23 protein-coding genes are annotated in these 23,574 nt (G+C 48.1%); 1 reads left to right on the plus strand and 22 read right to left on the minus strand.

The annotated features are described in order from the left end of the window. Positions 1–19: 19 nt before the first annotated feature. From floA to lepA, 14 genes are all read right to left on the minus strand, one after another. Positions 20–1,030 (minus strand): flotillin-like protein FloA, encoded by a 1,011-nt coding sequence (gene floA / locus BLV22_RS04675; RefSeq protein WP_022794948.1) that lies wholly within the window; start codon positions 1,028–1,030, stop codon positions 20–22. A gap of 1 nt (position 1,031) precedes the next feature. Then, a complete protein-coding gene (locus BLV22_RS04680) occupies positions 1,032–2,384 on the minus strand; it encodes an NfeD family protein (protein ID WP_245724007.1) in 1,353 nt (450 codons plus the stop codon). A 173-nt stretch (positions 2,385–2,557) separates the two neighbouring features. After that, positions 2,558–3,004 (minus strand): GatB/YqeY domain-containing protein, encoded by a 447-nt coding sequence (locus BLV22_RS04685; protein WP_022794946.1) that lies wholly within the window; start codon positions 3,002–3,004, stop codon positions 2,558–2,560. 20 nt (positions 3,005–3,024) lie between these two features. Then, complete coding sequence (gene rpsU, locus BLV22_RS04690; protein WP_022794945.1) at positions 3,025–3,198, minus strand: 30S ribosomal protein S21; 174 nt, start codon at positions 3,196–3,198, stop codon at positions 3,025–3,027. Positions 3,199–3,328: 130 nt separating this feature from the next. Beyond that, positions 3,329–3,997 carry a deoxyribose-phosphate aldolase gene (deoC, locus tag BLV22_RS04695; RefSeq protein ID WP_091611897.1) on the minus strand — a complete coding sequence of 223 codons (669 nt, stop codon included), beginning with the start codon at positions 3,995–3,997 and terminating at the stop codon, positions 3,329–3,331. Positions 3,998–4,025: 28 nt separating this feature from the next. Further along, complete coding sequence (mtaB, locus tag BLV22_RS04700; protein WP_091611900.1) at positions 4,026–5,360, minus strand: tRNA (N(6)-L-threonylcarbamoyladenosine(37)-C(2))-methylthiotransferase MtaB; 1,335 nt, start codon at positions 5,358–5,360, stop codon at positions 4,026–4,028. Then, the gene (locus tag BLV22_RS04705) at positions 5,357–6,115 is read right to left on the minus strand and encodes an RsmE family RNA methyltransferase (protein WP_091611903.1); all 759 of its coding nucleotides are present in this window, start codon (positions 6,113–6,115) and stop codon (positions 5,357–5,359) included. The genes mtaB and BLV22_RS04705 overlap by 4 nt, the downstream gene beginning before the upstream one ends. 11 nt (positions 6,116–6,126) lie before the next feature. After that, on the minus strand, positions 6,127–7,071 hold the full coding sequence (gene prmA / locus BLV22_RS04710; RefSeq protein ID WP_091611905.1) for a 50S ribosomal protein L11 methyltransferase: 945 nt from the start codon (positions 7,069–7,071) through the stop codon (positions 6,127–6,129). Positions 7,072–7,089: 18 nt separating this feature from the next. After that, entirely contained in the window at positions 7,090–8,214 is a 1,125-nt protein-coding gene (dnaJ, locus tag BLV22_RS04715; protein ID WP_091611908.1) for a molecular chaperone DnaJ, read from the minus strand. Positions 8,215–8,385: 171 nt separating this feature from the next. Further along, positions 8,386–10,224, minus strand: coding sequence for a molecular chaperone DnaK (gene dnaK, locus BLV22_RS04720; RefSeq protein ID WP_091611910.1), 1,839 nt, complete (start codon positions 10,222–10,224; stop codon positions 8,386–8,388). A gap of 39 nt (positions 10,225–10,263) precedes the next feature. Next, a complete protein-coding gene (gene grpE, locus BLV22_RS04725; protein ID WP_091611913.1) occupies positions 10,264–10,863 on the minus strand; it encodes a nucleotide exchange factor GrpE in 600 nt (199 codons plus the stop codon). Positions 10,864–10,941: 78 nt separating this feature from the next. Next, positions 10,942–11,976, minus strand: a complete 1,035-nt coding sequence (gene hrcA / locus BLV22_RS04730) for a heat-inducible transcriptional repressor HrcA (protein ID WP_091611916.1) — start codon at positions 11,974–11,976, stop codon at positions 10,942–10,944. Positions 11,977–12,055: 79 nt separating this feature from the next. Further along, positions 12,056–13,198: a radical SAM family heme chaperone HemW gene (hemW, locus tag BLV22_RS04735; RefSeq protein ID WP_091611918.1), complete on the minus strand. Its 1,143-nt coding sequence runs from the start codon at positions 13,196–13,198 to the stop codon at positions 12,056–12,058. Between the two features lie 59 nt (positions 13,199–13,257). Continuing rightward, entirely contained in the window at positions 13,258–15,081 is a 1,824-nt protein-coding gene (lepA, locus tag BLV22_RS04740; protein ID WP_091611921.1) for a translation elongation factor 4, read from the minus strand. Between the two features lie 233 nt (positions 15,082–15,314). Between lepA and rpsT the strand changes: the two genes are divergently transcribed. After that, a complete protein-coding gene (gene rpsT, locus BLV22_RS04745; protein WP_091611924.1) occupies positions 15,315–15,581 on the plus strand; it encodes a 30S ribosomal protein S20 in 267 nt (88 codons plus the stop codon). Positions 15,582–15,612: 31 nt separating this feature from the next. On the opposite strand, the gene holA is transcribed toward rpsT, so the two are convergent. The 8 genes from holA to BLV22_RS04785 all read right to left on the minus strand — a co-directional run bounded on the left by holA (position 15,613) and on the right by BLV22_RS04785 (position 23,561). Next, entirely contained in the window at positions 15,613–16,647 is a 1,035-nt protein-coding gene (gene holA, locus BLV22_RS04750; RefSeq protein ID WP_091611928.1) for a DNA polymerase III subunit delta, read from the minus strand. 75 nt (positions 16,648–16,722) lie between these two features. Further along, complete coding sequence (locus BLV22_RS04755) at positions 16,723–19,020, minus strand: DNA internalization-related competence protein ComEC/Rec2 (RefSeq protein WP_091611931.1); 2,298 nt, start codon at positions 19,018–19,020, stop codon at positions 16,723–16,725. A gap of 118 nt (positions 19,021–19,138) precedes the next feature. Next, positions 19,139–20,428 (minus strand): homocysteine synthase, encoded by a 1,290-nt coding sequence (locus BLV22_RS04760; RefSeq protein ID WP_091611934.1) that lies wholly within the window; start codon positions 20,426–20,428, stop codon positions 19,139–19,141. A 72-nt stretch (positions 20,429–20,500) separates the two neighbouring features. Then, positions 20,501–21,124 carry a helix-hairpin-helix domain-containing protein gene (locus tag BLV22_RS04765; RefSeq protein WP_176967648.1) on the minus strand — a complete coding sequence of 208 codons (624 nt, stop codon included), beginning with the start codon at positions 21,122–21,124 and terminating at the stop codon, positions 20,501–20,503. Positions 21,125–21,250: 126 nt separating this feature from the next. Continuing rightward, positions 21,251–22,000, minus strand: coding sequence for a class I SAM-dependent DNA methyltransferase (locus BLV22_RS04770; RefSeq protein ID WP_245724008.1), 750 nt, complete (start codon positions 21,998–22,000; stop codon positions 21,251–21,253). Between the two features lie 65 nt (positions 22,001–22,065). Then, positions 22,066–22,422, minus strand: a complete 357-nt coding sequence (rsfS, locus tag BLV22_RS04775) for a ribosome silencing factor (protein ID WP_091611942.1) — start codon at positions 22,420–22,422, stop codon at positions 22,066–22,068. 13 nt (positions 22,423–22,435) lie between these two features. Continuing rightward, positions 22,436–22,999 (minus strand): bis(5'-nucleosyl)-tetraphosphatase (symmetrical) YqeK, encoded by a 564-nt coding sequence (yqeK, locus tag BLV22_RS04780; RefSeq protein WP_091611945.1) that lies wholly within the window; start codon positions 22,997–22,999, stop codon positions 22,436–22,438. After that, on the minus strand, positions 22,986–23,561 hold the full coding sequence (locus BLV22_RS04785) for a nicotinate-nucleotide adenylyltransferase (protein WP_091611947.1): 576 nt from the start codon (positions 23,559–23,561) through the stop codon (positions 22,986–22,988). The genes yqeK and BLV22_RS04785 overlap by 14 nt, the downstream gene beginning before the upstream one ends. Positions 23,562–23,574 lie beyond the last annotated feature (13 nt).

Raw genomic sequence — 23,574 nt, forward strand, 5'->3', positions numbered from 1 at the left:
CTTCTACGGACAAAGTCCCTTATTTATCGGTGTGTGGACGGTTATACGGCCCGTTTTGATCGTCGTCTTTACCGGATTTACTGATCGATTCACGCATATCCGTATCAGACATTACGTTCTGGATATTCATATAATCCATGACGCCAAGGTTTCCGGAACGCAGGGCTTCCGCCATTGCCATCGGCACTTCTGCTTCGGACTCGGTAACTTTCGCACGCATTTCTTCTACGCGTGCCTTCATTTCCTGCTCCTGAGCTACAGCCATGGCACGACGTTCTTCGGCTTTCGCCTGGGCGATGTTTTTATCTGCTTCCGCCTGGTCTGTCTGCAGTTCTGCACCAATGTTTTTGCCAATGTCAATATCGGCTATATCAATGGATAAAATCTCAAAAGCCGTACCTGAATCCAGGCCTTTGGAAAGAACCGTCTGCGAGATGCTGTCCGGGTTTTCCAATACTTTTTTATGATTCTGGGAAGAACCGATCGTCGAAACAATGCCTTCACCAACACGGGCGATAACGGTATCTTCACCGGCACCCCCGACCAGGCGGTCTATGTTTGCCCGGACGGTGATTCTTGCTTTTGCTTTCACTTCAATACCGTCCATTGCGACACCGGCAATAAACGGTGTTTCAATAACTTTCGGGTTAACACTCATCTGTACAGCTTCCAACACGTCACGGCCGGCAAGGTCGATGGCGGCACAACGCTCAAATGTAAGTTCAATATTTGCACGCTGGGCAGCGATTAGTGCATTAACCACCCGGTCCACGTTACCGCCGGCCAGATAGTGGCCTTCAAGCTTGTTCAGTTCAATATCGAGGCCAGCTTTTTCTGCTTTGATCATCGGGTTTACTACTCTCGACGGAATAACCCTCCGGAGCCGCATACCGACCAACTGGAAAATACCTACTTTCACCCCTGCTGCAAGCGCCGAAATCCAAAGCGCAACCGGAACAAAAGTGAATAAAATGACGAGCGCTATTAAAATAATAGCTAATACAATAACGAGACCTATATCAATTCCCATGTCATGATTCCCTTCTTTCTTTGTTAGAATATGGCTTTACTACAACACGCGTGCCTTCTACACGCACTACCTGCACAGCGTCTCCGCGGTCGAGATAGCGGCCGTCTGAAACAACATCAATTTTTTCCCCATCAATATCTACTGCACCGGTCGGATGCAGCGGGGTTAATGCCGTTCCTTCTTTGCCTAATAAGTCTGTTCTGCCTTCATTTGACACATATCCTTCCTTCGAAGAAAAAGTATCCTGCAGCACCAGCTTTTTCATCGGCCCCCGTTTTCCGAAACCAACCACCATGACTACTGCTGCAATGATGGCGGCTACCGCTGCCAGGACGACGGAAATCGCCATGACGGAAACAGAAAACGACGACATAAACAGGCTGCCAACGACTGCCCCTATACCTAATATACCAAAAATTCCAAAACCAGGAACAAAGAATTCTATCAGCAGTAATATCAGGCCGACTCCAAACAGCAGCAGTCCTTCAAAACCAGCAAACCCGGCAATCATATGACCGAAAAAGAAAAGTCCTAAAGATGCGAGACCGATGCCTCCGAAAATACCAAATCCCGGTGAAAATACTTCAAGTATTAGGCCGATCATACCGACGCTCAATAAAATCGGAATCACATAGGGGCTGGTTACCCATCTTGCGAGCTGCTCGGCTGCGCTGATATCTGCTTCTTCCACTGCAGCATCGCCCAGATTCATCTGGCTGAGAAGATCATCTCTACTGTCGGCAATGTATTCTGCATAGCCCACTTCATCAGAAGCTGCTTCCGACGCCGTAAGCGTTAACAGTTCACCTTCTCCGGCACGATAATCCGGCAGATCAACTCCAGGATCAGCCATCGCTTCTGCATACACTGGATCTCTGTCATTTGATTCAGCTGCATTGACCATATTAGACACCCATGCCGACTGAGCCTTGTCGGATGCTGCATTACCGGATCCGTCAATAACCTGAGCTGCCCCCATTTCTGTTTCAGGCGCCATGGCAATTTCGTCAGCGCTCAAAGCGAGAAACGCTCCTGCTGACATGGCCTGCTCCGTTACATATGCTGTAGTTGGAACAGATGTTCCATCGATAATTGAAGCAATCTCACCTGCGGCATCCACCGCGCCTCCGGGTGTGTCCAGTTCAAAAATAATCCTGTCGGCATCAGCTTCTTCCGCTTCTTCCACCGATCGTTCCAAAAATGCGGCCATCCCCTGCTCGACGGTCTGTTCAACCGGAATAACATACACGGTCTGATCTTCACCGGCCCCCTGTACAGATGCCGGAATCCAGGCGGCTGTCATGAAAAGCATGGCAAGTAGAACGGACAACCATCTGCTTTTTCTCTGCTCCACCTCTATCCCCCCCTCCCGTTCATTAGTTATATGTCTATACTCTTATGTACGAGGATAAAGATAAAAGCGTTTCAATTTTTTCCCGTTTATTTCGGTAATAAGACTCGCTTATGTTTTAAAAAAAGAGACCGAACCGGAACTAAACCCTGATTCGATCTCTAGCTTTCTTATTATCAAGAAGATAAATGCTTTTTCACTAATTGATTTACCTGAGAACCGTCTGCTTTTCCGCTGATTTTAGGCATCACCGCCGACATCACCGTTCCCATATCTTTCATCGAAGAGGCATTCTCCTCCTGAATAGTTTCTTTCACAATCGATTCCAATTCTTCATTCGATAAAGGAGCAGGAAGATACTCAGATATGACGTCCATTTCGAACCTGGTCTGTTCTGCTAAATCTTCCCGTCCTGCGTTTTCAAACTCATGGAGGGAATCTTTTCTTTGTTTCATTTCGCGGTTTAAAACCGCTGTTGCTTCGCTTTCATCAAGCTCTTTATTGAGCTTAATGGCTTCATTCTGCATCGATGCCCGCAGGCCTCTGATGACATTTAAACGCTGTTTTTCCTTGTTTTTCATTGCTGACTTCATGTCACTGCTTAAACGATCCATGAGTTCCAAGGATGCAGCACCTTCTTTACTTAAAACTTACGTTTTCTAGCTTCTTCGCTTTTCTTCTTACGACGAACACTAGGTTTTTCGTAGTGTTTGCGTTTTTTCACTTCAGCCATTGTTCCTTCTTTGGAAAGGCTACGCTTAAAACGGCGAAGAGCGGCATCAATATCTTCATTCTTTTTCTTTCTTGTCTCTGCCATGTGATTCCCTCCCTCCGAACAACCAATCTAACTAATATATGAATAAAGACTATTACTCAAATACTAGCCATTTGGTAAATAGTATAAAGCATCTATGCCAAAAAATCAACGAGCGGGCAGGCAGAGATTGTTAGTAGTTTTCGCTTGAGGTTTCACCCTGCAGTATTTTCACTCCAGAGCTCGCACCAAGCCGGGACGCTCCGGCTTCAATTAAGGCAAGAGCAGTCTGGCGGTCCTTGACCCCGCCGCTCGCTTTTACGCCGGCATGGTCGCCCACCGTCTCTTTCATCAGCCGCACATCTTCAATCGTTGCTCCTCCTCCGTTAAACCCGGTGGATGTTTTCACAAAATCCGCTCCGGCTTCAACTGCAAGACTGCAGGCCGTCTTCTTCTCTTTATCCGTTAACAGCGCTGTCTCTATTATCACTTTCACCAGCGCCTCCTGATTTGCAGCCTGTACGACCGCTTCAATGTCCGCGCGGACCAGGTCGTCTTCCCCGCTTTTCAAGGCGCCAATGTTAATAACCATATCAACTTCCTTCGCTCCGTTGGCGATGGCATTTTTCACTTCAAATGCTTTTGTTTCCGGGTTTGTGGCACCGAGTGGAAAACCGATCACTGTACAGACAAGCACATCGGATCCTTCCAGTTCTTTAGCTGCAAAAGGCACCATTGCCGGATTAATGCATACAGACTTGAAATGATTGTCTTTGGCTTCCGTTGTGATACGTTTAATGTCTTCAAATGTGGTTTCCGGCTTCAGCAGTGTGTGATCAATATACTGCGCGAGATCTGCCATACTTTCTCCTCCAGTTTAACTGTTATAGTTATACAAGCGTTGCTGTATCATGGTCGAGCACGCGTACAAATTCCCCTTCATTCAATGGATAGCCCGCGTTCGTAATTTTCACGCGCACAATTTCACCACGCCATTCCGGGTTCGCAGGGAAACGCACCTTTATATAATTCGTCGAATAGCCGACAAAGTAACCTGGTTTTTCTTTATCTTCTTCCTCCGGGATTACTTCTACGACTTCATTTTCAAAACGCGAAGCATATTCTTTTGCGAGTTGATTCGACAGCTCAATCAGACGGTGTACCCGGTCATTTTTCTCTTCATCCTCAACCTGGTCGCTCATTTTAGCAGCCGGGGTGCCAGTTCTTTTTGAATACGGAAATACGTGCAGCTCTGAGAAGCGCTGGTCCCGGATAAAATCGTACGTCTGCTGAAATTCTTCTTTCGTTTCTCCTGGAAAGCCTACAATCACATCTGTGGTGATAGCGCACTCCGGAAGCGCTTCGCGCAGTTTTTCGAGGCGGTCCGCATAAAATTCCACGCTGTATTTTCTTCTCATTCTTTTAAGCACAGTGTTCGAGCCAGCCTGAAGCGGCACGTGCAGATGATTTACTACTTTGTTTGATCTGCGGAGTACGTCAATTACTTCATCGGTGATCTGACTTGCTTCTATGGAAGAAATCCGGATCCGTTTTAATCCATCAATGGTTTCAAGGTCCCGGAGCAGCCCTGCGAGATTGTAGTCTTTCAAGTCTTCACCGTATCCGCCTGTATGAATGCCTGTCAGCACCAGCTCTTTATAGCCTTTGTTAACCAGCTGTTCAGCCTGATGCATAACTTCTTCCGGATTTCTCGAACGGAGCAGACCACGGGCCCACGGGATGATGCAGAAGGTGCAGAAATTATTGCACCCTTCCTGAATTTTCAGCGATGCTCTCGTCCGATCGGTAAACTCCGGCACATCGAGCTCTTCGTACACACGGTTTTTCATGATATTGCTTACACCGTTAATCGGCTCCCGGGACACTGTGTACTCTTCAATATAGTCGAGCATTTTTTTGCGGTCCTGCGTGCCGACAACGATGTCGACGCCCGGGATATCCATGATTTCTCCCGGAGACGTCTGGGCATAACAGCCGGTGACGCATATAATGGCGTCCGGATTTTTACGCACTGCGCGCCGGATCACCTGGCGGCTTTTTTTATCGCCAGTGTTTGTCACTGTACAGGTATTGATGACATAGACGTCCGCGGTCTGATCAAATTCCTTTTTTTCATAGCCGTCGTTTTTAAACAACTGCCATATGGCTTCTGTCTCGTAATGGTTTACTTTACAGCCAAGAGTATGAAACGCCACTGATCTCATTGTATGTTCCCCTCCTGAATTTCATAATAATATGTCACTGCTCCAAGCAGCAGCAAAGAAGCGGTTTCACTTCGGACAATTCTCTTTCCCAGGGACGTCGCGGGAATGTGCTGCTCCTCAAACAGGTCAAGCTCGTTACGGGAGAACCCGCCCTCCGGACCGATAAATGCAAGCAGCGTTTCCGGACATCGGCTGAATACCTCAGGGAGCTTTGCGGGCAGCTCCGCTCTCGCTTCTGCTTCTGATAAAACGATCCGGCTCCCGACGGAAGCCGTGTGTTCTATAACCTCACGTGCAGAGGAAAAATAAACAATTTCTGGTATATACATCCGCTCTGACTGCTCTGCTGCTTCTTTAGCAATTCGGTTTAAACGATCAATTTTCTTTTGCCGTTTATTCGCATCCCATTTTACCACAGAATGCTCCCCTTCATAAAAATAAATCGCCGCGGCTCCCAGTTCTGTTGCTTTTTGCACGACGGTGTCCATTTTTTCCCCTTTAATCAGGGCCTGGGCAGCGATGATATTTACAGGAAGCTCTGCTCCTTCTGTCCATTCGCTGATTATTTTCACATGGACACTTTTTTCCTCCACGCTTTCAATTTCAGTCACAAAGGCACGTCCCTGATTGTCTTTACATACAATTTTTTCTCCCGGGCCCATACGCATAACACGGGCAATGTGCTTTGCATCATTACCCGTGATTTGTATATATTCATGCTGTATGGAGGAGGGATCCACAAAATAATGCTGCATATTCCTCTCCTTTACAGTGTCTGCGGCCGGCGGGCGATCATGCACAGCCAGTCTTCGACTGCCCGCACATCCTCAATAACAAAACCCGCTTCCGTCAGAGCCTGTTCGACATCTGTACGTTTGCTTTCAATAATGCCTGAAGTAATAAACACACCATCCGTTTTAAGGGAACTAAACGCGTCTTCCGCGAGGCGGATAATAATCGGCGCTAAAATGTTAGCCACAATGATATCTGCCTGCATCGATTGATATTCCAACAGATCCGATTGGGCCACGGTAATTTTTTCTTCCATTCCGTTTCGGCTGATATTTTCTTTAGCACTTCTGACGGCCACTTCATCGAGGTCGAGCGCAAGAATCTCTCCCGCTTCAAACAAGGATGCACCTATAGCGAGCACCCCGGATCCGGTGCCCACATCCAGTACTGCGTTACCCGGGCGTGTGTACTCTTCAAGTGCCTGCATGCTGAGCACAGTTGTCGGGTGCGTGCCGGTGCCAAATGCCATGCCCGGATCCAGGGTAATAATTTTTTCCCCGCTCTTTTTTTCATACTCTTCCCAGGAAGGCACAATAGTAACTTTGTTCGTGATCTGGACAGGCTTGTAATACTTTTTCCAGGCCTCTGCCCAGTCCTCCTCAGCGATTTCTTTGAGCACTACCTGGTTTCGTCCTAAATCAATGTCGTAAAGGAGCAGTTCATTAATGGATTGCTTAATTTCCTCCACAGTATCGGTGACGTAGCTTGTCATCGGAAGATAGGCTTTCACAAGCGTGCCTTCATCCGGATAATTATCTTCAGAAAGCATAAACCATTCGTCTTCTGCCTCTTCCCATTCCCGCTCCAGGTCGGCCGAATCTTCAATCACAACCCCGCTCGCTCCTGCTTCCTGAAGCACAAACGACACAGGGTCAATTGCCTCCTGGGTAGTGTGGACAGAAATTTCAATCCAATTCATATACCTGCTCCTCTCTTCTTACTCTCCGCGAAACGCCCGTTTTACACGGTCAAAGAAGTTTCCGTGCTGCTCATCGGTTTCTTCATCGCCGCTGATTTCTGCGAATTCCCGCAGCAGTTCTTTCTGGCGGTCCGTCAATTTCTTCGGCGTCACTACCTGGACTTTTACATGCTGATCGCCCTGGCCGCGTCCGTGTACGTTATTAATACCTTTATTCCGGAGACGGAATTTTGTGCCGGATTGAGTGCCAGCCGGTATTTTCAGTTTAACTTTACCGCGCAGTGTCGGTACTTCGATTTCATCGCCAAGCGTTACCTGCACAAATGTCAGCGGCATTTCGCAATAAACGTCATCTCCGTCACGTTCAAAGAATTCATGCGGCTGTACGTTAAAAACGACAAACAGGTCGCCCGGTGGTCCACCGTTTGCGCCCGGCTCGCCCTGACCGCTCACGCGGATCTGCTGGCCGTGGTCGACGCCTTCCGGAATATGAATATTGATTTTTTTGTTACGGCGGATGCGTCCGTTCCCGTTACATGTAGCACATTTTTCTTCCACTTCGACGCCCGATCCGCTGCAGCGGTCACATACACGCCGGTTCACGACACGGCCAAACGGTGTATTCTGTTCTACGTTCATCTGGCCCTGCCCGCCGCACTGGCGGCACGTTCTTTTTTCTGTGCCCGGCTTTGCGCCGTCGCCGCCACACGTTTCACAATTTTCTTCTTTTGGAATTTCGATCTCTGTATCTTTGCCGAAAGCCGCTTCTTTAAAGGTAAGCGTCATCGTATACTGCAGATCCGCCCCCTGTCTCGGAGCGTTTGGATCCCTTGAAGCACCGCCACCGAAAAACATATCGAAAATATCGCCAAAGCCGCCGCCGAAACCGCCAGCTCCGGCTCCGCCGCCGCCAAAGCCCTGATTCGGATCTTCGTGACCGAAACGATCGTAATTCGAACGCTTCTGGGGATCGCTTAATGTATCGTAGGCATCTTTGATTTCAATAAATTTTTCTTCGGCGTCATCTTCTTTGTTGACGTCCGGGTGGTACTGGCGTGCCAGTTTTCTATATGCTTTTTTTATTTCCTGCTCATCTGCGTCTTTGCTGACGCCAAGCACGTCATAATAATCGCGTTTACTCATCGTTCATCTTCACTCCTCGCTCTTGTCCATACGTGTTATCTTATCATTCTACAAGAAGACGCTTCAATCCGAAAAACATATTCATTACAGAAAGAAGGGGCTATCCCCTTGAATAGAAGCAGTCAAGCGACCACTATTCGGGACAGCCCCATTCATCAGCGCTACAGATCGTTAGCTGTTTTTGTTGTTATCATTGTCATCTTTAACATCTTCATAGTCAGCGTCTACAGTATCGTCACTGCTTTCGCCGCCGGCTTCGCCCTGCTCCTGCTGAGCCTGCTGCGCTGCCTGTTCATACATTTTTGTTGTCAGCTGCTGAACGATTTCCTGAAGCTCGTCCTTCGCTGTGCGGATGGCTTCAATATCTTCGCCTTCAAGCGCTGTTTTCACTTTTTCTTTTGCGTCCTCAGCCTGCTGTTTTTCTTCTTCTGTTACGTTTTCGCCGAGGTCGTTCAACGTTTTTTCTGTAGTGAAGACGAGCTGGTCCGCTTCGTTGCGCACTTCTACTTCTTCTTTACGCTTTTTGTCTGCTTCAGCGTTTTCTTCAGCATCCTTGACCATTTGTTCAATGTCTTCTTCAGAGAGGCCGGAAGAAGAAGTGATGGTAATGGACTGCTCTTTGTTTGTGCCAAGATCTTTCGCACGCACGTTCACAATACCGTTAGCATCGATATCGAAGGTAACTTCGATTTGAGGTACGCCGCGCGGAGCTGGTGGAATGTCTGTCAGCTGGAAACGGCCAAGCGTTTTGTTGTCTGCAGCCATTTCACGTTCGCCCTGCAGCACATGAATATCCACAGAAGGCTGGTTATCAGCCGCTGTTGAGAACGTCTGGGATTTACTTGTCGGAATCGTAGTGTTCCGGTCGATTAATTTCGTTGTTACTCCGCCCATGGTTTCGATACCAAGGGAAAGCGGTGTAACGTCGAGAAGTACAACGTCTTTCACATCACCAGTGAGTACGCCGGCCTGAACAGCAGCACCCACGGCTACCACTTCGTCCGGGTTAACACCTTTGTGTGGTTCTTTGCCGGTTAAGTTTTTAATTCCTTCCTGTACAGCCGGAATACGTGTGGAACCACCAACAAGGATAACTTTATCCACTTCAGAAGCACTGAGGCCGGCGTCTTTCATCGCCTGTCTTGTAGGTCCCATTGTACGTTCAACCAGCTTCGAGGAAAGCTCATCAAACTTAGCACGTGTCAGTGTAAGCTCAAGGTGCTTCGGTCCGCTTTGGTCTGCTGTAATAAACGGCAGAGAAATCTGTGTCTGTGTAACGCCGGAAAGATCTTTCTTCGCTTTCTCTGCTGCATCCTTCAAGCGCTGCACAGCCATTTTATCCTGCGAAAGGTCAATGCCGTTTTCCTTGCGGAACTCATCCACCAAATGATCGATGATTACCTGGTCGAAGTCGTCGCCGCCAAGCTTGTTGTCGCCGGACGTGGAACGCACTTCGAAAAAGCCGTCGCCAAGTTCAAGAATGGAAACGTCAAAGGTACCGCCGCCGAGGTCAAATACGAGAATAGTCTGGTCCTCTTCTTTTTCGAGGCCGTATGCAAGTGCTGCAGCTGTCGGCTCGTTTACAATGCGGTCTACTTCAAGACCTGCAACGCGGCCGGCATCTTTTGTTGCCTGACGCTGGGAGTCGTTAAAGTACGCAGGCACTGTGATAACTGCGTTTGTAACAGTCTCGCCAAGATAGCTTTCAGCGTCCGACTTTAATTTCTGGAGAATAATCGCAGAAACTTCCTGCGGATTGTATTCTTTGCCTTCGATTTCCACCTTGTAATCTGTGCCCATGTGACGCTTGATGGAACTGATCGTGTTAGGGTTTGTGATGGACTGGCGCTTTGCCACTTCCCCCACCTGGCGTTCACCGTCTTTGAATGCTACAACTGAAGGAGTTGTGCGGTTGCCTTCCGGGTTCGGAATAACCTGTGCTTCGCCGCCTTCCATAACGGCTACACAAGAGTTTGTTGTACCTAAGTCAATGCCAATTGTTCTACTCATTTTTTTCTTCCTCCTATACAGTACTCTATATCTGAATTATTAGTTGTTCACTTTTACCATTGAAGGGCGCAGCACACGATCTTTCAGTCTGTATCCCTTCTGCATTTCTTCCACAATCTGATTGGACTCAAACCCTTCTTCGTCAGCCTGCATGACAGCCTGATGAATGGTTGGGTCAAAGTATTCGCCCTGTGCCGGGATTTCTTCTACGCCCTGCTGTTCGAGCGCAGTTCTGAATTGATTGTAGACCATCGCCATACCGTCAATAAATGACTGGACACTTTCGTTATCCGGCTGGGTCTGCATCGCTCTTTCAAAATTGTCCATTACCGGCAGAAGCTCCTCTGCCAGGGGCTGGACCCTGTATTTGGCGTCTTCTTCTTTTTCCGCTTTCGCTCTGCGGCGCACGTTCTCCAAGTCTGCCTGGGCGCGCAAAGCACGGTTTTTCCATTCTTCTATTTCTTTTTGCAGTTCCGCTTCACGCGAACCTGATTCCTCTTCGAGTTCATCCTCTTCAACATCTTCCGGATCGAGGATTTCAACGTCTTCTTCAGTTAATTCTTCTTCATTCGGTGCTTCCTGATCTTTTTTTTCCTCTTCCTGCTGTTTGTTTTTTTCGCTCACCTGCGCCACCTCCATAAATGCTGTTGCTATCGTTCAAAGTCATACTTTATCCGACTCTTTATTAAGTTCATCAACCAATAACAAATACTATCATTAAGAGTCTCTCCGGTACAAGTCATCTAACACATTTGAAAGTCCATAGGAAAGATGATTAACCAGACTGATTACTTTTTGATATTCCATTCTCGTCGGCCCTACAATACCGATGGTCCCAACCGGCTTGCCAGCCAGGGAGTACGTGGCAGAAATGATACTGCAGTGCTCAAACGCTTCATTGGTGTTTTCCTGGCCAATTCTAATCGTCATGCCGTTAATGGTTGGTTTTAAGAGCTCGTGAATCAAATGCTCTTCCTCCATTAATTCGAGCAGCGCCCGCACACGGTCTACGTCTTTGAATTCCGGCTGGTTGAGCAGGTTGGTTTTTCCTCCGTAAAAGATCTTTTCATGCCGCGACTTCCGTAAAGCTTCTTCCGTAAACGAAAGAGCTGCTTCGTAGTTGAACACATACCTTTTTAAAACGTCTCTTACTTCAGAAAACAGTGCCCGCTGCAGCTGATAAAGCGGAATTCCCCGCAGCCGCTCGTTTAAAATGTTCGTAATTTGTTCGAGCTCCCCTGCTTCAAGAGTGGGGGGAAGAGCTACCGTATGATTTTCCACATACCCTGTGTCTGTCACGATGACAGCAACAGCTGCTTCTTTTCCAATAGGAACAATCTGAATTTGTCTGAGTCTCGATTCAAACATTTCCGGGCCAAGCACAATAGAGGCATAGCTCGTCAATTCAGACAAAATGCCGGCTGTTTCTTTCACTGCTTCTTCGGCTTCGAGTATTTTGCCGGCAAAAAGCGATTGAATATTATTCATTTCCGGTTCACTGAAACGGTACGGCAGCAGCAGACGGTCCACATACAGCCGGTAAGCTTTTTGGGAAGGAATGCGTCCGGACGAGCTGTGGGTTTTTTCCAAAAAACCGAGCTCCTCCAAATCCGCCATATCATTACGGATGGTGGCCGGACTGAACGTAATGCTGTTTTTTTTGGAGATGCTTCTTGAACCTACAGGTTCGGCCGATTGAATATAATCTTCAATGATCGATTGCAAAATGAGTAATTGTCGATCGGTAAGCATTACACATTCTCCTCTGTTAGCACTCGTTTTATCCGAGTGCTAAATCTATTTTATAAGCTATCAAAGGATTTTTGCTTTGTCAATTGTTTTCAGGCTCATCATCCAATAAAAATAAAGCAAACACTTCATTACCGAGCAGTTTCCCTTCTTCTGTTAAAAACAAGCGGCCATCCGCTTCTGCGAGCCACGCCTTCCGCTTCGCTTCCTGGATGCTTTCCGGATATATATCTTCCGCGGCACAGCCGTATTTCTGATAAAAACGCTTTGTAGATACACCTTCGTATAAACGAAGCCCAAGAAACATTTCCTCTTCGATCTGTTCTTTTCTCGTTACCGGATGTGTCGTTTGTACCGGACTGCCTTTTTCCTGAACTGCCTGGATATAGTGGTTCAACGGTTTGATGTTGGCATAGCGCACGCCGCCGGTGTAGCCGTGAGCCCCGGCACCGGCACCAATATATTCTTCATTCTGCCAGTATATCCGGTTGTGACGGCTGCTGTACCCGGCACGTGCAAAATTGCTGATTTCATAAGCATGAAGCCCATGGCTTTCGAGACGATCCACAAGCAGCTCATACATATCCGCTTCCTCTTCCTCCGGCAGCGGAGCGATCTTTCCTTCCCTCCACCAATTGTAAAACCGGGTCTGCTTTTCGATTTTCAGGGAATAGGCCGACACATGCGGTGGCGCAAGTGCCATCGCTTCATCCAGCGTCTCTTCCCAGTCCTTCATTGTCTGGCCCGGCAGCCCAAACATTAAATCAATCGAAATATTATCAAAGCCAGCCTGTCTGGCGGCCTGGACTGTTTCTTTTGCTTCGTCCGCAGAATGCCCCCGGCCGATACTGTTTAATTGGGAATCATGAAACGTCTGAACACCAATGCTCAGCCGGTCAACTCCTCCTGCCTTCAACAGCGACAGCTTCTCTTCCCCTACGTCTCCCGGATTCACCTCTACCGTGTATTCCTTGAGCTGGGTCACCGGAACGTGCCGGTCCATGATCTGCATCAGCTTTTCCACCTGTGCGGCCGAAAGAGCCGTAGGCGTACCCCCTCCGATATAAACCGTCTGCAGCTTGTCCATCGTATAGGAGGCGAGCTCCCGGTCCAGTGCTTCTAAATACTCATCCACCGGCTGATTGTTAATGAGAAATTTATTAAAATCACAATAATAACAAATGTATTCGCAAAAAGGGATGTGGACGTACAATCCTTTGGCCACGCTTTTCTCTCCTTCTTTATGGAAAAAGCAAAGGCCGCCCGGAAGGCAGCCCGCTTTGCTTAGTCTTTATCCATCTTTAATACAGACATAAATGCTTCCTGGGGAACATCTACTTTTCCAACGCTCTTCATCCGCTTTTTACCTTCCTTCTGCTTTTCAAGCAGCTTACGCTTCCGCGTAATGTCGCCGCCGTAGCATTTGGACAAAACGTTTTTCCTCATGGCTTTGATTGTCGAACGGGCGATAACGCTTTTTCCAATAGTCGCCTGCACCGGCACTTCAAACTGTTGGCGCGGAATTAAATCCTTTAATTTTTCAACGATAGCTTTTCCGCGTTCATAGGCTACGTCCCGGTGGACAATAACGGACAGCGCATCCACGCTTTCCCCGTTTAACAAAATATCCATCTTCACGAGATTGCTTTCTTTAAAGCCGATAAACTCATAATCAAATGAGGCATATCCTTTTGTCTGCGACTTCAGCTGATCGAAAAAGTCGTAGACAATTTCAGTTAACGGAAGGTCGTAGACGATATTTACACGCGTATCATCCATATACTTCATGTCTTTAAATTCCCCGCGCTTAGCCTGGCAAAGCTCCATAACGGCGCCCACGTAATCATTTGGCACCATGACAGTCGCTTTTACGAACGGCTCTTCCACCCATTCCACCTGCTGGGCATCTGGCATATTGGAAGGGTTGTCGATCTCTTTCATTTCCCCGTCCACCATCTGCACGTGATAAATAACGCTTGGGGCAGTGGTGATCAGCTCGATATTGTACTCGCGCTCGATGCGTTCCTGAATAATTTCCATATGAAGCAGGCCAAGAAATCCGCAGCGGAAACCGAAGCCGAGCGCCTGGGACGTCTCTGCTTCAAACTGCAGCGAGCTGTCGTTAAGCTCCAGCCGTTCAAGCGCGTCCCGGAGGGCGTTATACTTGCTTGCATCTGTCGGGAACAGGCCGCAGAAAACCATTGGGTTCATGCGTTTGTAACCCGGCAGCGGCTCTGAGGCCGGATTGTGGGCGTTTGTAATCGTATCGCCGACCCTCGAATCACCGACGTTTTTAATGCCGGCAATCAAAAATCCAACGTCCCCCACGGTCAGTTCATCGCAGGAGACCGGCTTCGGATTAAATACGCCGACGTCCGATACTTCAAATTCTTTTCCGGTCTGCATCATCCGGATTTTTTCTCCCGGCTTGACTGTCCCTTCTTTAATCCGGATATAGGCGATGACTCCGCGATACGTATCATATACAGAGTCGAAAATCATGCCCTGCAGCGGAGCCGAAGGGTCACCCTGTGGAGGCGGTACCTTTTCAACGATCTGCCTTAAAATTTCGTCTGTGCCTATCCCGTCCTTCGCGGAAGCAAGCACTGCTTCCGAAGCGTCCAGACCGATAACATCTTCGACTTCCTGTTTCACCCGGTCAGGCTCTGCACTCGGCAGATCCACTTTATTGATAATAGGCAGAATTTCCAGATCGTTATCGAGGGCAAGATACACATTGGCAAGCGTCTGGGCTTCAATGCCCTGAGCGGCGTCTACAATCAGCAGGGCCCCCTCACAGGCTGCCAGGCTCCGCGACACTTCATAGGAAAAGTCGACGTGCCCCGGAGTGTCAATCAAGTGGAAAATGTACTCCACTCCGTCTGTATGTGTATATTTCAGCTGTACAGAATTAAGTTTAATCGTAATGCCGCGTTCTCTTTCTAAATCCATCGCATCCAGCATCTGGTCTTTCATTTCACGCTGGGTCAACGCACTGGTCGATTCTAAAATCCGGTCAGCAAGCGTCGATTTCCCGTGATCAATATGGGCGATGATCGAAAAGTTACGAATGCGCTTCTGGCGCTCAAGTTTTTCCTGCTCTTTCATTGATTCGATCACTCCTGTTATTACTACTTTGCCGTGCGTTCCGTTCGCAGAGACTAACGTCTATTATAGCAATGCCCCGCTCTTCCTTCAATGTTCGCGTTCGCTTCGCTTTAATTCTGAAAATTTCCTCCATTTAACTCTTTCCTGCTGAATCTTGCGCTCAGTCGTGATTTTTGATAGAATCCTTTTGTGCTGATAAAAGAAATGACCGGTAACTAAAGGAGGTGACCACCATGGCAAATATTAAATCCGCAAAAAAGCGCGTGATTATTAACGAAAATCAACGCGTGAAGCAGCAGGCTTTCCGTTCTTCCATGCGTTCGGCTATTAAAGAATTCGACAAAAACATCGATGCAAACAACGTTGATGCTGCGAAGAATTCCTACGCGCTCGCGATGAAGAAAGTAGACAAAGCAGCCAGCAAAAACATGATTCACAAAAACGCGGCCAACCGCGCTAAATCCAGAATGCACAAGCGCCTAAGCGCAGTAGCACAATAAGGATAAAACGACTCGGGCCCGAGTCGTTTTTTTATTGTCCAATTTTCTGTCCCGATACAAGCTTCATAAAACAGAGCTCGAGGGCGAGCTGCTTGTCCATCTTTCCGGCTTTCATCTGATAATCCGTAATACTAAGCAGCTTCATGGCTTCCTGCAGATACGAATGCGAAAATGCCGCCGCCGGCTTTTCGGCCAGCTGTACCGCATACGGATGGACTTTAATTGAACCGGCCATGCGTTTTCGCGAATAGCCCTGCTGCTTCAGGTTCTTCACATGATAAATAATACGGATCTGACGGGCAAGCAGCGCCAGAATCTTGATTGGCTCTTCTCCCTGCTTAAGCAGGTCGTAATAGATGCGGAGCATCGTTTTTGCCTGGCCTTTGACTACGGCATCCACCAGTTCAAACACGTTGTCCTCAAGCGAGCGCGGCACTAGTTTATCCACTGTTTCCATCGTCACTTCCCCGCTGCCCGTATAAAGCTGCAGCTTTTTCGCCTCTTCGGCAAGCATCAGAAGGTCTTTGCCGGCAAGCGCAATAAAACGATCCATGACTTCACGGCTCATTTTGAGCTGATGGGCCTGGTTAAACTGCTGCATCCATTTTTTCATCGTCTCTTCGCCGGCGGCTGCTGCTTCGAGTACAACAGCCTGTTTTTTAATTTCTTTAACTACCTTTTTTCGGGCGTCGAGCTTTTCATACGGCGCGGACAGTATTAACACGGTAGTCGGGTTCGGCTGCCTGGCATATGTTTCCAGCGATTCAATTTTATGCTCCACCTTCTCTTTTTCTCTTGCCCCCGTTAAAAAATAACAGTTTTTAAGCACGATCACTCGCCGCTCTCCGAAAAAAGGGAGCGTTTCCGCCTCCTCCACAGCAATTTCCACCGGCGTTTCGCGCATGTCGAATGTAGACAGATTGAATTCTCTCTCCTCTTCCGCCAATGCTTTTCCGATAATTTTCTGCTGAATATCCTGAATCATATAGCCTTCTTCACCCTGCAAAAGGTAAAACGGCTGCACGTCCTCCTGCTGTACCTGCTTTTCCATCGTTATATAATCCATCTGCTCACACTTTCCGAACGTATTCTCCTTCTATTTTACCGTATTTTCTTTCCCATTCCTACGAGAAACCATGACTTAATTGCACACTGGAAGCATTTCCTCTCTTGCTGTACGTATGCTGGGCTTCTCCCGGGAAGAGGTAATGAACTGGACGGCTCCCTGAAGATCCGTACGCCATACGTTCACGCCTGCTTTTTCAAGTATTTCGAGAGGTTCCGGATGAGGGTGGCCAAAGCGGTTACAGTAGCCCGCTGATATCACCGCATGCTCCGGCTGAACCGCTGCTACAAAATCCCTGTCTGTGGACGTGCTGCTGCCGTGATGGCCCGTTTTTAAAACGTCAACCTGCAGGCCCGGATATGTCTGCACTATCTGTTTTTCCTGCCCGGTGGAGACGTCTCCTGTCAGCAGCCAGCGCTTTCCGCCAAGTTCAAAATACAAAACAACAGAACGATCGTTTTTATCTTCCCATTCACCCTTAGGATGCAGAACATAAAAGGCCGTATTCCCAATGCGGTAACTTTCCCCGCCTTCGACGAGCCTAATATCTGTATGCTCGTCAAATGCTGCCAAAAGTTCCTGTTCCCCGGCCTCATACTGAGCGCTTCTGCCATACCACAGTTCGTCTGTCGGCACATGCTCCACCACGTATTTCAGGCCGCCCACGTGATCAGCGTCCCCGTGCGTCGCCACCACCGTGTCCAATTTGCGGATCCCCCGGTATTTTAAGTATTCAGCAACGACTGCTTCACCGGGATCAAAGGGAGACTCCTGCTCCTTCCATTCTTCGTCGTTAAAGCTTACCCGCCCGCCCCCGTCAACAACAATCACTCCCTGCCGGTAAGGCAGTTCGACTACTGTGCTGTCTCCCTGCCCGACGTCGAGGTAGGTTACTCTTCCCCGGCCGTCTGTATAAGGAGCCGTCCATTGCCAGGCTGCTGCCGCAAGCATGACTGCTGCTGATAGATACATGGCTGTTTTTCGCATGTTTTTGTTCCACGCCAAAATAAATGCTGTACATCCTGCCGCATATACGGCGGTAAAAACAAGACCCGGTTTTCCGAGAAGTACCGTGGACCAGGACATGCCGCCCAGATAGATAAAAAGTTCGTGCATCCAGTCGATTCCAGAAAACACCATAGAAAAGATTTCAGGAGGAGAAGCAATAAAAAAGGAGAGAAGGTAATTCAAAAATAAAAAGGGGAGAACGAGGAATAGAAGAACCGGGGTGAACAGAAAATTAATTAATACATTCCAAAGGGAAAATTGATAAAAATTCCATAGTATTACTGGGAGAGACACAAGCATCGACGAACCGGCAACCCAGACCATATTCCTCCATTTCCCGGCAGCCGCCATCCTTTTTCTGCACAAAAGCAGATGTGCACTTAATAAAAAAGAGAGTTGAAAACCGATATGAAAAAGATAACCTGGATTAAGAATGAGCATAGCCCCCATCACCGTCAGAAGAATAATTACCGGATCCAGGCGCTGTCCGCGAGGCCCCCATTTCTGCCAGCCGATGAACACTCCTGCAGCAAGGGCCGCACGAAGCACCGAGGGAGCTCCGCCGGTTAAAACAGCGTATACAGGGAGAAGCCAGAGAATCACAGTATATGAGCGTTCTTTCGTCATCCCGGTTCGTTTCAGCAGAAAAAATACGGCACCGCTGATAATGGCAACATGCATGCCGGAAACGACGAGCACGTGCACGAGACCGAGCGAGCGGTATGCTTCCTCCACCTCGCCGGCCATGGACGTGCGGTCTCCAAACAGCAGAGAGCCCGCCAGGCCCGCGGCCTGTTCCGGGAAGAACCTTTCGATCCGCTGCATCTGCTGGGCCCGGATCCGCTGGAGGTTGTCAACAGCTCCCGTAGAGCGCGCAAAGCATTCAACGCTCTGACTATTTTCCGCCGTAAACAGCCAATGTATTTTTTCCCAGTACAGATAAGTCTGATAGCTGAATCCGCCGGGATTGCCAGAAGCTGACGGTTCCTTCATTTCCCCGGTCCACCGGCACTGCTCTCCCGGGAGGAGACTTTTACTTTGCTGCATTTCTTCTTCAGTATCAAACCACCATGTAACCGGTATGTATTCCCCCTTATCCGTCCGCAGAGCAAAACGGGCTCCGCCGCCGTCATATGTTAGAGGCGAGGCTACGGTACCGGTCATTTCTGTTTCGGTGCCGTCAAAAAATGAATTGTTGTGTTCCACCCAGTACCAAGAGCTTCCGGCAAAAATCAGCATCAATGCTGCACCGGCAGCAAACATCCGAAAGTGCCGCAGCATTATCCATCCGGCGCCGAAGCAGAACCAAATAATCCCCCACACCCAGAAATCTCCGCGAAGCAGCATTCCGACCGGGGCTGTCATAGATATAAGTATCCAAAGGACGGGAACCTTGTTCACCCCCCGATTGTTAAATATAAAAATAGGAAAAAAGAAAAAAAGGAAGGGCCTGCCCCGCGAGGCAGGCTTTGTCGTTCGTGGTTTACTTCTGGCTTTCCTGGAGGGCTTCTTCTAAATCCCGGAGAATGTCGTCTATATGTTCAATGCCGACGGAAACCCGGATAAGGTCTGCCGACACCCCTGCTGCACGCTGATCTTCTTCAGAGAGCTGCTGATGCGTCGTGCTTGCCGGATGAATAACTAACGACTTTGCGTCTCCGACATTCGCTACGTGCGAATGCAGGTTGCAGGCTTCGATAAATTTTTTCCCTTCGGCAAGACCACCCTTGATGCCAAAGGTCAGAATGGCCCCTTTTCCTTTCGGCAGGTATTTTTCCGCCGTAGCATACGTATCATGTGAAGAAAGCCCCGGGTAGCTCACCCAGTCCACCAGCTCATGCTGCTCCAAAAATGAGGCTGTCTTTTCAGCATTTTCACAGTGGCGCTCCATCCGCAGATGAAGTGTTTCAAGCCCCTGGAGAAGCAAAAATGAGTTCATTGGAGAAATAGCCGGTCCCAAATCACGCAGCAGCTGCACACGTGCTTTTAAAATATAGGCCATTTCTCCAACCGCTTCGGTAAATACGACACCGTGATAACTCGGGTCCGGCTCTGTAAGCCCAGGGAATTTGCCGTTATCCCAGTTGAATTTTCCACTGTCCACAATCACGCCGCCAATAGTAGTTCCGTGCCCGCCAATAAATTTTGTGGCCGAATGCACGACGATATCCGCACCATAGTCAATGGGCCGGCATAAAATAGGTGTTACTGTCGTAGCGTCCACTATTAAAGGCAGGCCGTTACCGTGAGCCACCCCGGCAATTTTTTCGATATCGAGCACATTGCCATTGGGATTTCCAATAATTTCGCTGAATATTAATTTTGTATTTTCGTTTATCTTTTCCTCGTAAGCTTGTGGATCCGTGCCATCCACCAGGTGCACCTGGATGCCCATTTTCGGAAGCGTATGCATAAACATGTTATACGTTCCGCCGTACAAGCCGCTCGAAGCGACAATTTCATCTCCGGCGCTGCAAATGTTTAAAACGGCAATATGAATGGCGGAGCTGCCGCTTGCAGTAGCGAGCGCACCGATACCTCCATCCAAAGCAGCCATTCGTTTTTCGAACACATCGGAGGTCGGGTTCATGATTCGGGTGTAAATGTTCCCAAACTCCTGAAGGCCAAATAAATCTGCGGCATGGTCGGTATCATTAAATTCATAGGACGTTGTCTGGTAAATAGGCACCGCTCTTGCATTAGTGGCAGGATCGGGGGTTTGGCCCGCATGCACAGAAAGTGTTTCAAGTTTCCAGTCTTTATGTTCTTCCACAGGAAAGCTCCTTTCTCTCAAAGCAATAGTATTTCTTTCTTAACTTTATCAGACTATTTCGAAAAGTAAATATTAGAGAGAAATGTAATCTCGGAGCTGTTCCACTGTCTTTTCCCCAATTCCGCTCACGTTGGATAGGTCTTCTATCGTTTCAAAGGAACCGTTTTCTTCCCTGTAGCTTAAAATAGCTGCGGCTTTTGCCGGCCCGATTCCAGGTATGGTTTCCAAATCCACCTGTTCCGCCTCATTCACATTGACCACAGCCCCTTCCTCACTGTTTTCTTCAAGTGGGCCGGTAATTGTTTCTTCCCCTTCTCCGGGTATGTGAATAACCATCTCATCCTCTACTCTTTCTGCAAGATTCACCTGAAGCATATCCGCCCTGTCAGTAATTCCGCCCGCCTTCTGGATCGCTTCTTCGACTCTCTCATCTGCCTGAAGTGTATAGACACCCGGGGCATGCACTTCGCCCTTTACATCGACCCGGACATCCCCATCAGGCTCTTCGGTTTCTTTATCAGAATCACTTCCAGAGGTCTCTTCCTGCCCGTTTTCTTCCGATTGATTTTCCCATGGAACAGATTCCTGTGTTTCCGTTTGTTCCCGGGGCATTCCGCTCCAAAATAATAGAAACATAATTCCAAGGCACACGGCTCCGCCGGCGCTGACTGCAATTAATTTCCAACGGCTCGACAAAGAAAGCATCAACTCCAGATTCTTTTTATTTGTTTAATTAGTAAGGGAAAATTCGGGAGGGGAAGGGAGCGGGGCTCCCATATTGCAGAGGAGAGTATTCACTTCTATATATTACAATATTTTACACTATTTGTCTGTTTTTTTCGCCAAAAAGAATATACGCTCGCTTTCTTCATCCGGAAAATCAGCTGTGAAGTCGGCTGTGATACGAACATTCGAAAAACCCGCTTCCTCGAGCCACTCTTTGTATTCATTAATGGCAAACGTCCGCTGGACATGATCTTCATCATACCGGGTGTAGGTGCCGTCTGCATTTTTCGAAAAAATAGTCAACTCATGCTCGACCTCCCAGATTTGTTCCGAAGGATACACATCCCATATAAAAGAAATTTCTTCATCATTGTCTGCATAGGAAACCTCAGACAAAATGTCCTCTATGTAGTGAATGGAATGAACGTCAAACATAAAAATTCCACCTGCTTCGAGATGGTTATAAACGCCGGCAAAGGTGGCTTTAACATCCTCCGGTGCAGTTAAATAGTTCAGGGAATCACAAAAACAAAAAATGAGCTGATACATAGACGGCGCGTCCAAAAACCTCATATCCTGATGGAATAATACAGGTTTTTCCCCTGAAGTACTCCATTTCTCTGCTGCCACTGCAAGCATGTCTGCTGAAAGATCCATGCCGTCGGCGTGAAATCCTTCGCTGTAGAGACGTTTCATGATCTCTCCGGTTCCGCATCCAAGTTCAAGCATTCTCGGGCTTTTGGCCGGGGCTTCTTTTATTACAGCTTCTTTCCAGGCGTCATACGGAGCGTCAGCCATCAGCCGGTCATACACTTCGGCAAAGCCGTTATACATTGAGTGATCCATCCTGCACTTCCCTTCGTTTAAATTAGAAAAAGGCCTGAAAAATCAGGCCTTTCAGGCTTGCATTGTTACTGGGAAAGCACCGTTTCGAGTTCCACGTAGACGGCATCGCCCCATAATTTTTCAAGGTTGTAATAATTTCTTTCGTCTTCATGAAAAATGTGCACGACGACATCCCCGAGATCGATCAGCACCCATTTTGCTTCGTTATATCCTTCAAGCCTTTGTACGTCGAGGCCCTGCTTATGCGCAGCCTTTTTCAATTCTGTGGCAATCGCCTGTACCTGCTTTTCGGATGTGCCGTGTCCGATAACAAAATAATCTGCGACCGGCGACACCCCTCTCATATCCAGTGCTACGATATCATGTGCATTCTTGCTGTCAGCAGTTTGTACCGCTAATTCAAGCAGTTCCTTTTCGTTCATCTACAGACCTCCATTATTTGTGTTCCATCACCAGATCGTTGTAAGCGGCGAGCGTATCTGGAAATACAGGAACATTTTTTGAAATTAAAAATTGAATCGTGTTTCCAAGAGCCATAACGATGGCAGCGTCTATGTCTGATTCTGCCATCTCCCGGACTTTTTCCACTCCAGGGAATGTCCGGTTTGGTTCTATATAATCCGCTAAAAACAGCACCTTTTCATAAGCTGTCATGTTTGGCTTCCCGGTCGTATGCCAGTAAATAGAAGAAACAATATCCGCGTCTGCAATTCCAGCTTCTGTTTGAATGAAATAAGCGCCGGCCGGAGCATGAAGCAGTTCGTCCCCGTAGGCGATAAACCTGCCGGCTTCTTCTTTTCCGCGGAGCAGTTCACGCATCTCTTCGACAGGACGGTATTTAGCATAGTCATGCAAAATAGCTGCTATCTCTACTTTATTATAATCGATATCAAACCGTTCTGCCAAATATAAAGCGGTCTCCCGGACACCGAGCGTATGCTTGTATCTGTTTTCCGTTAACTGTTCTTTAACGATTTGAAGAGCTTCATTTTTGTCCATACAGTTTTTTCCTCTCAATCTCTTTTAATACATTTCCCGGCACAATATAGCGGACGGTTTCGCCGTCCCTGAGCCGGCGGCGTATCATCGAAGAAGAAACGTGCATTGTGGGAGCTTCCACCTGGGTCAGCCACGAAGGCTTGTAGCCGTTGTAGCCGGGACGGTTCACAAATACAAATTCGACCAGCCTGCGCAGCTTTTCAATATCCTTCCATTTATCCATCTGGTCTGCCATGTCGCCGCCGATCAAAAAGAAAAACTCCGTTTCCGGCGCCTGCTGCTTAAAGTAACGTACTGTATCAATTGTATACGAAGGCCCGCCGCGTTCAATCTCCACGGAGGACGTGCGAAATCCCGCGTTATCTTCAATCGCTGCTTCTACGAGCATCAGACGTTCTTCCCCGGAAATCATATTCTCCCTTTGCTTATGCGGCGGTGTGTGTACTGGGATAAACCAGACTTCATCCAGATTTAATGCATTTTTTGCCTCTTCCGCCATAATCAGATGAGCTAAATGCGGTGGATCAAATGTGCCTCCGAACAGGCCGATACGTTCACTCATAGTAGGTTCTCCT

The organism is Marinococcus luteus, from assembly GCF_900106595.1.
Taxonomy (GTDB): Bacteria; Bacillota; Bacilli; order Bacillales; family Marinococcaceae; genus Marinococcus; species Marinococcus luteus.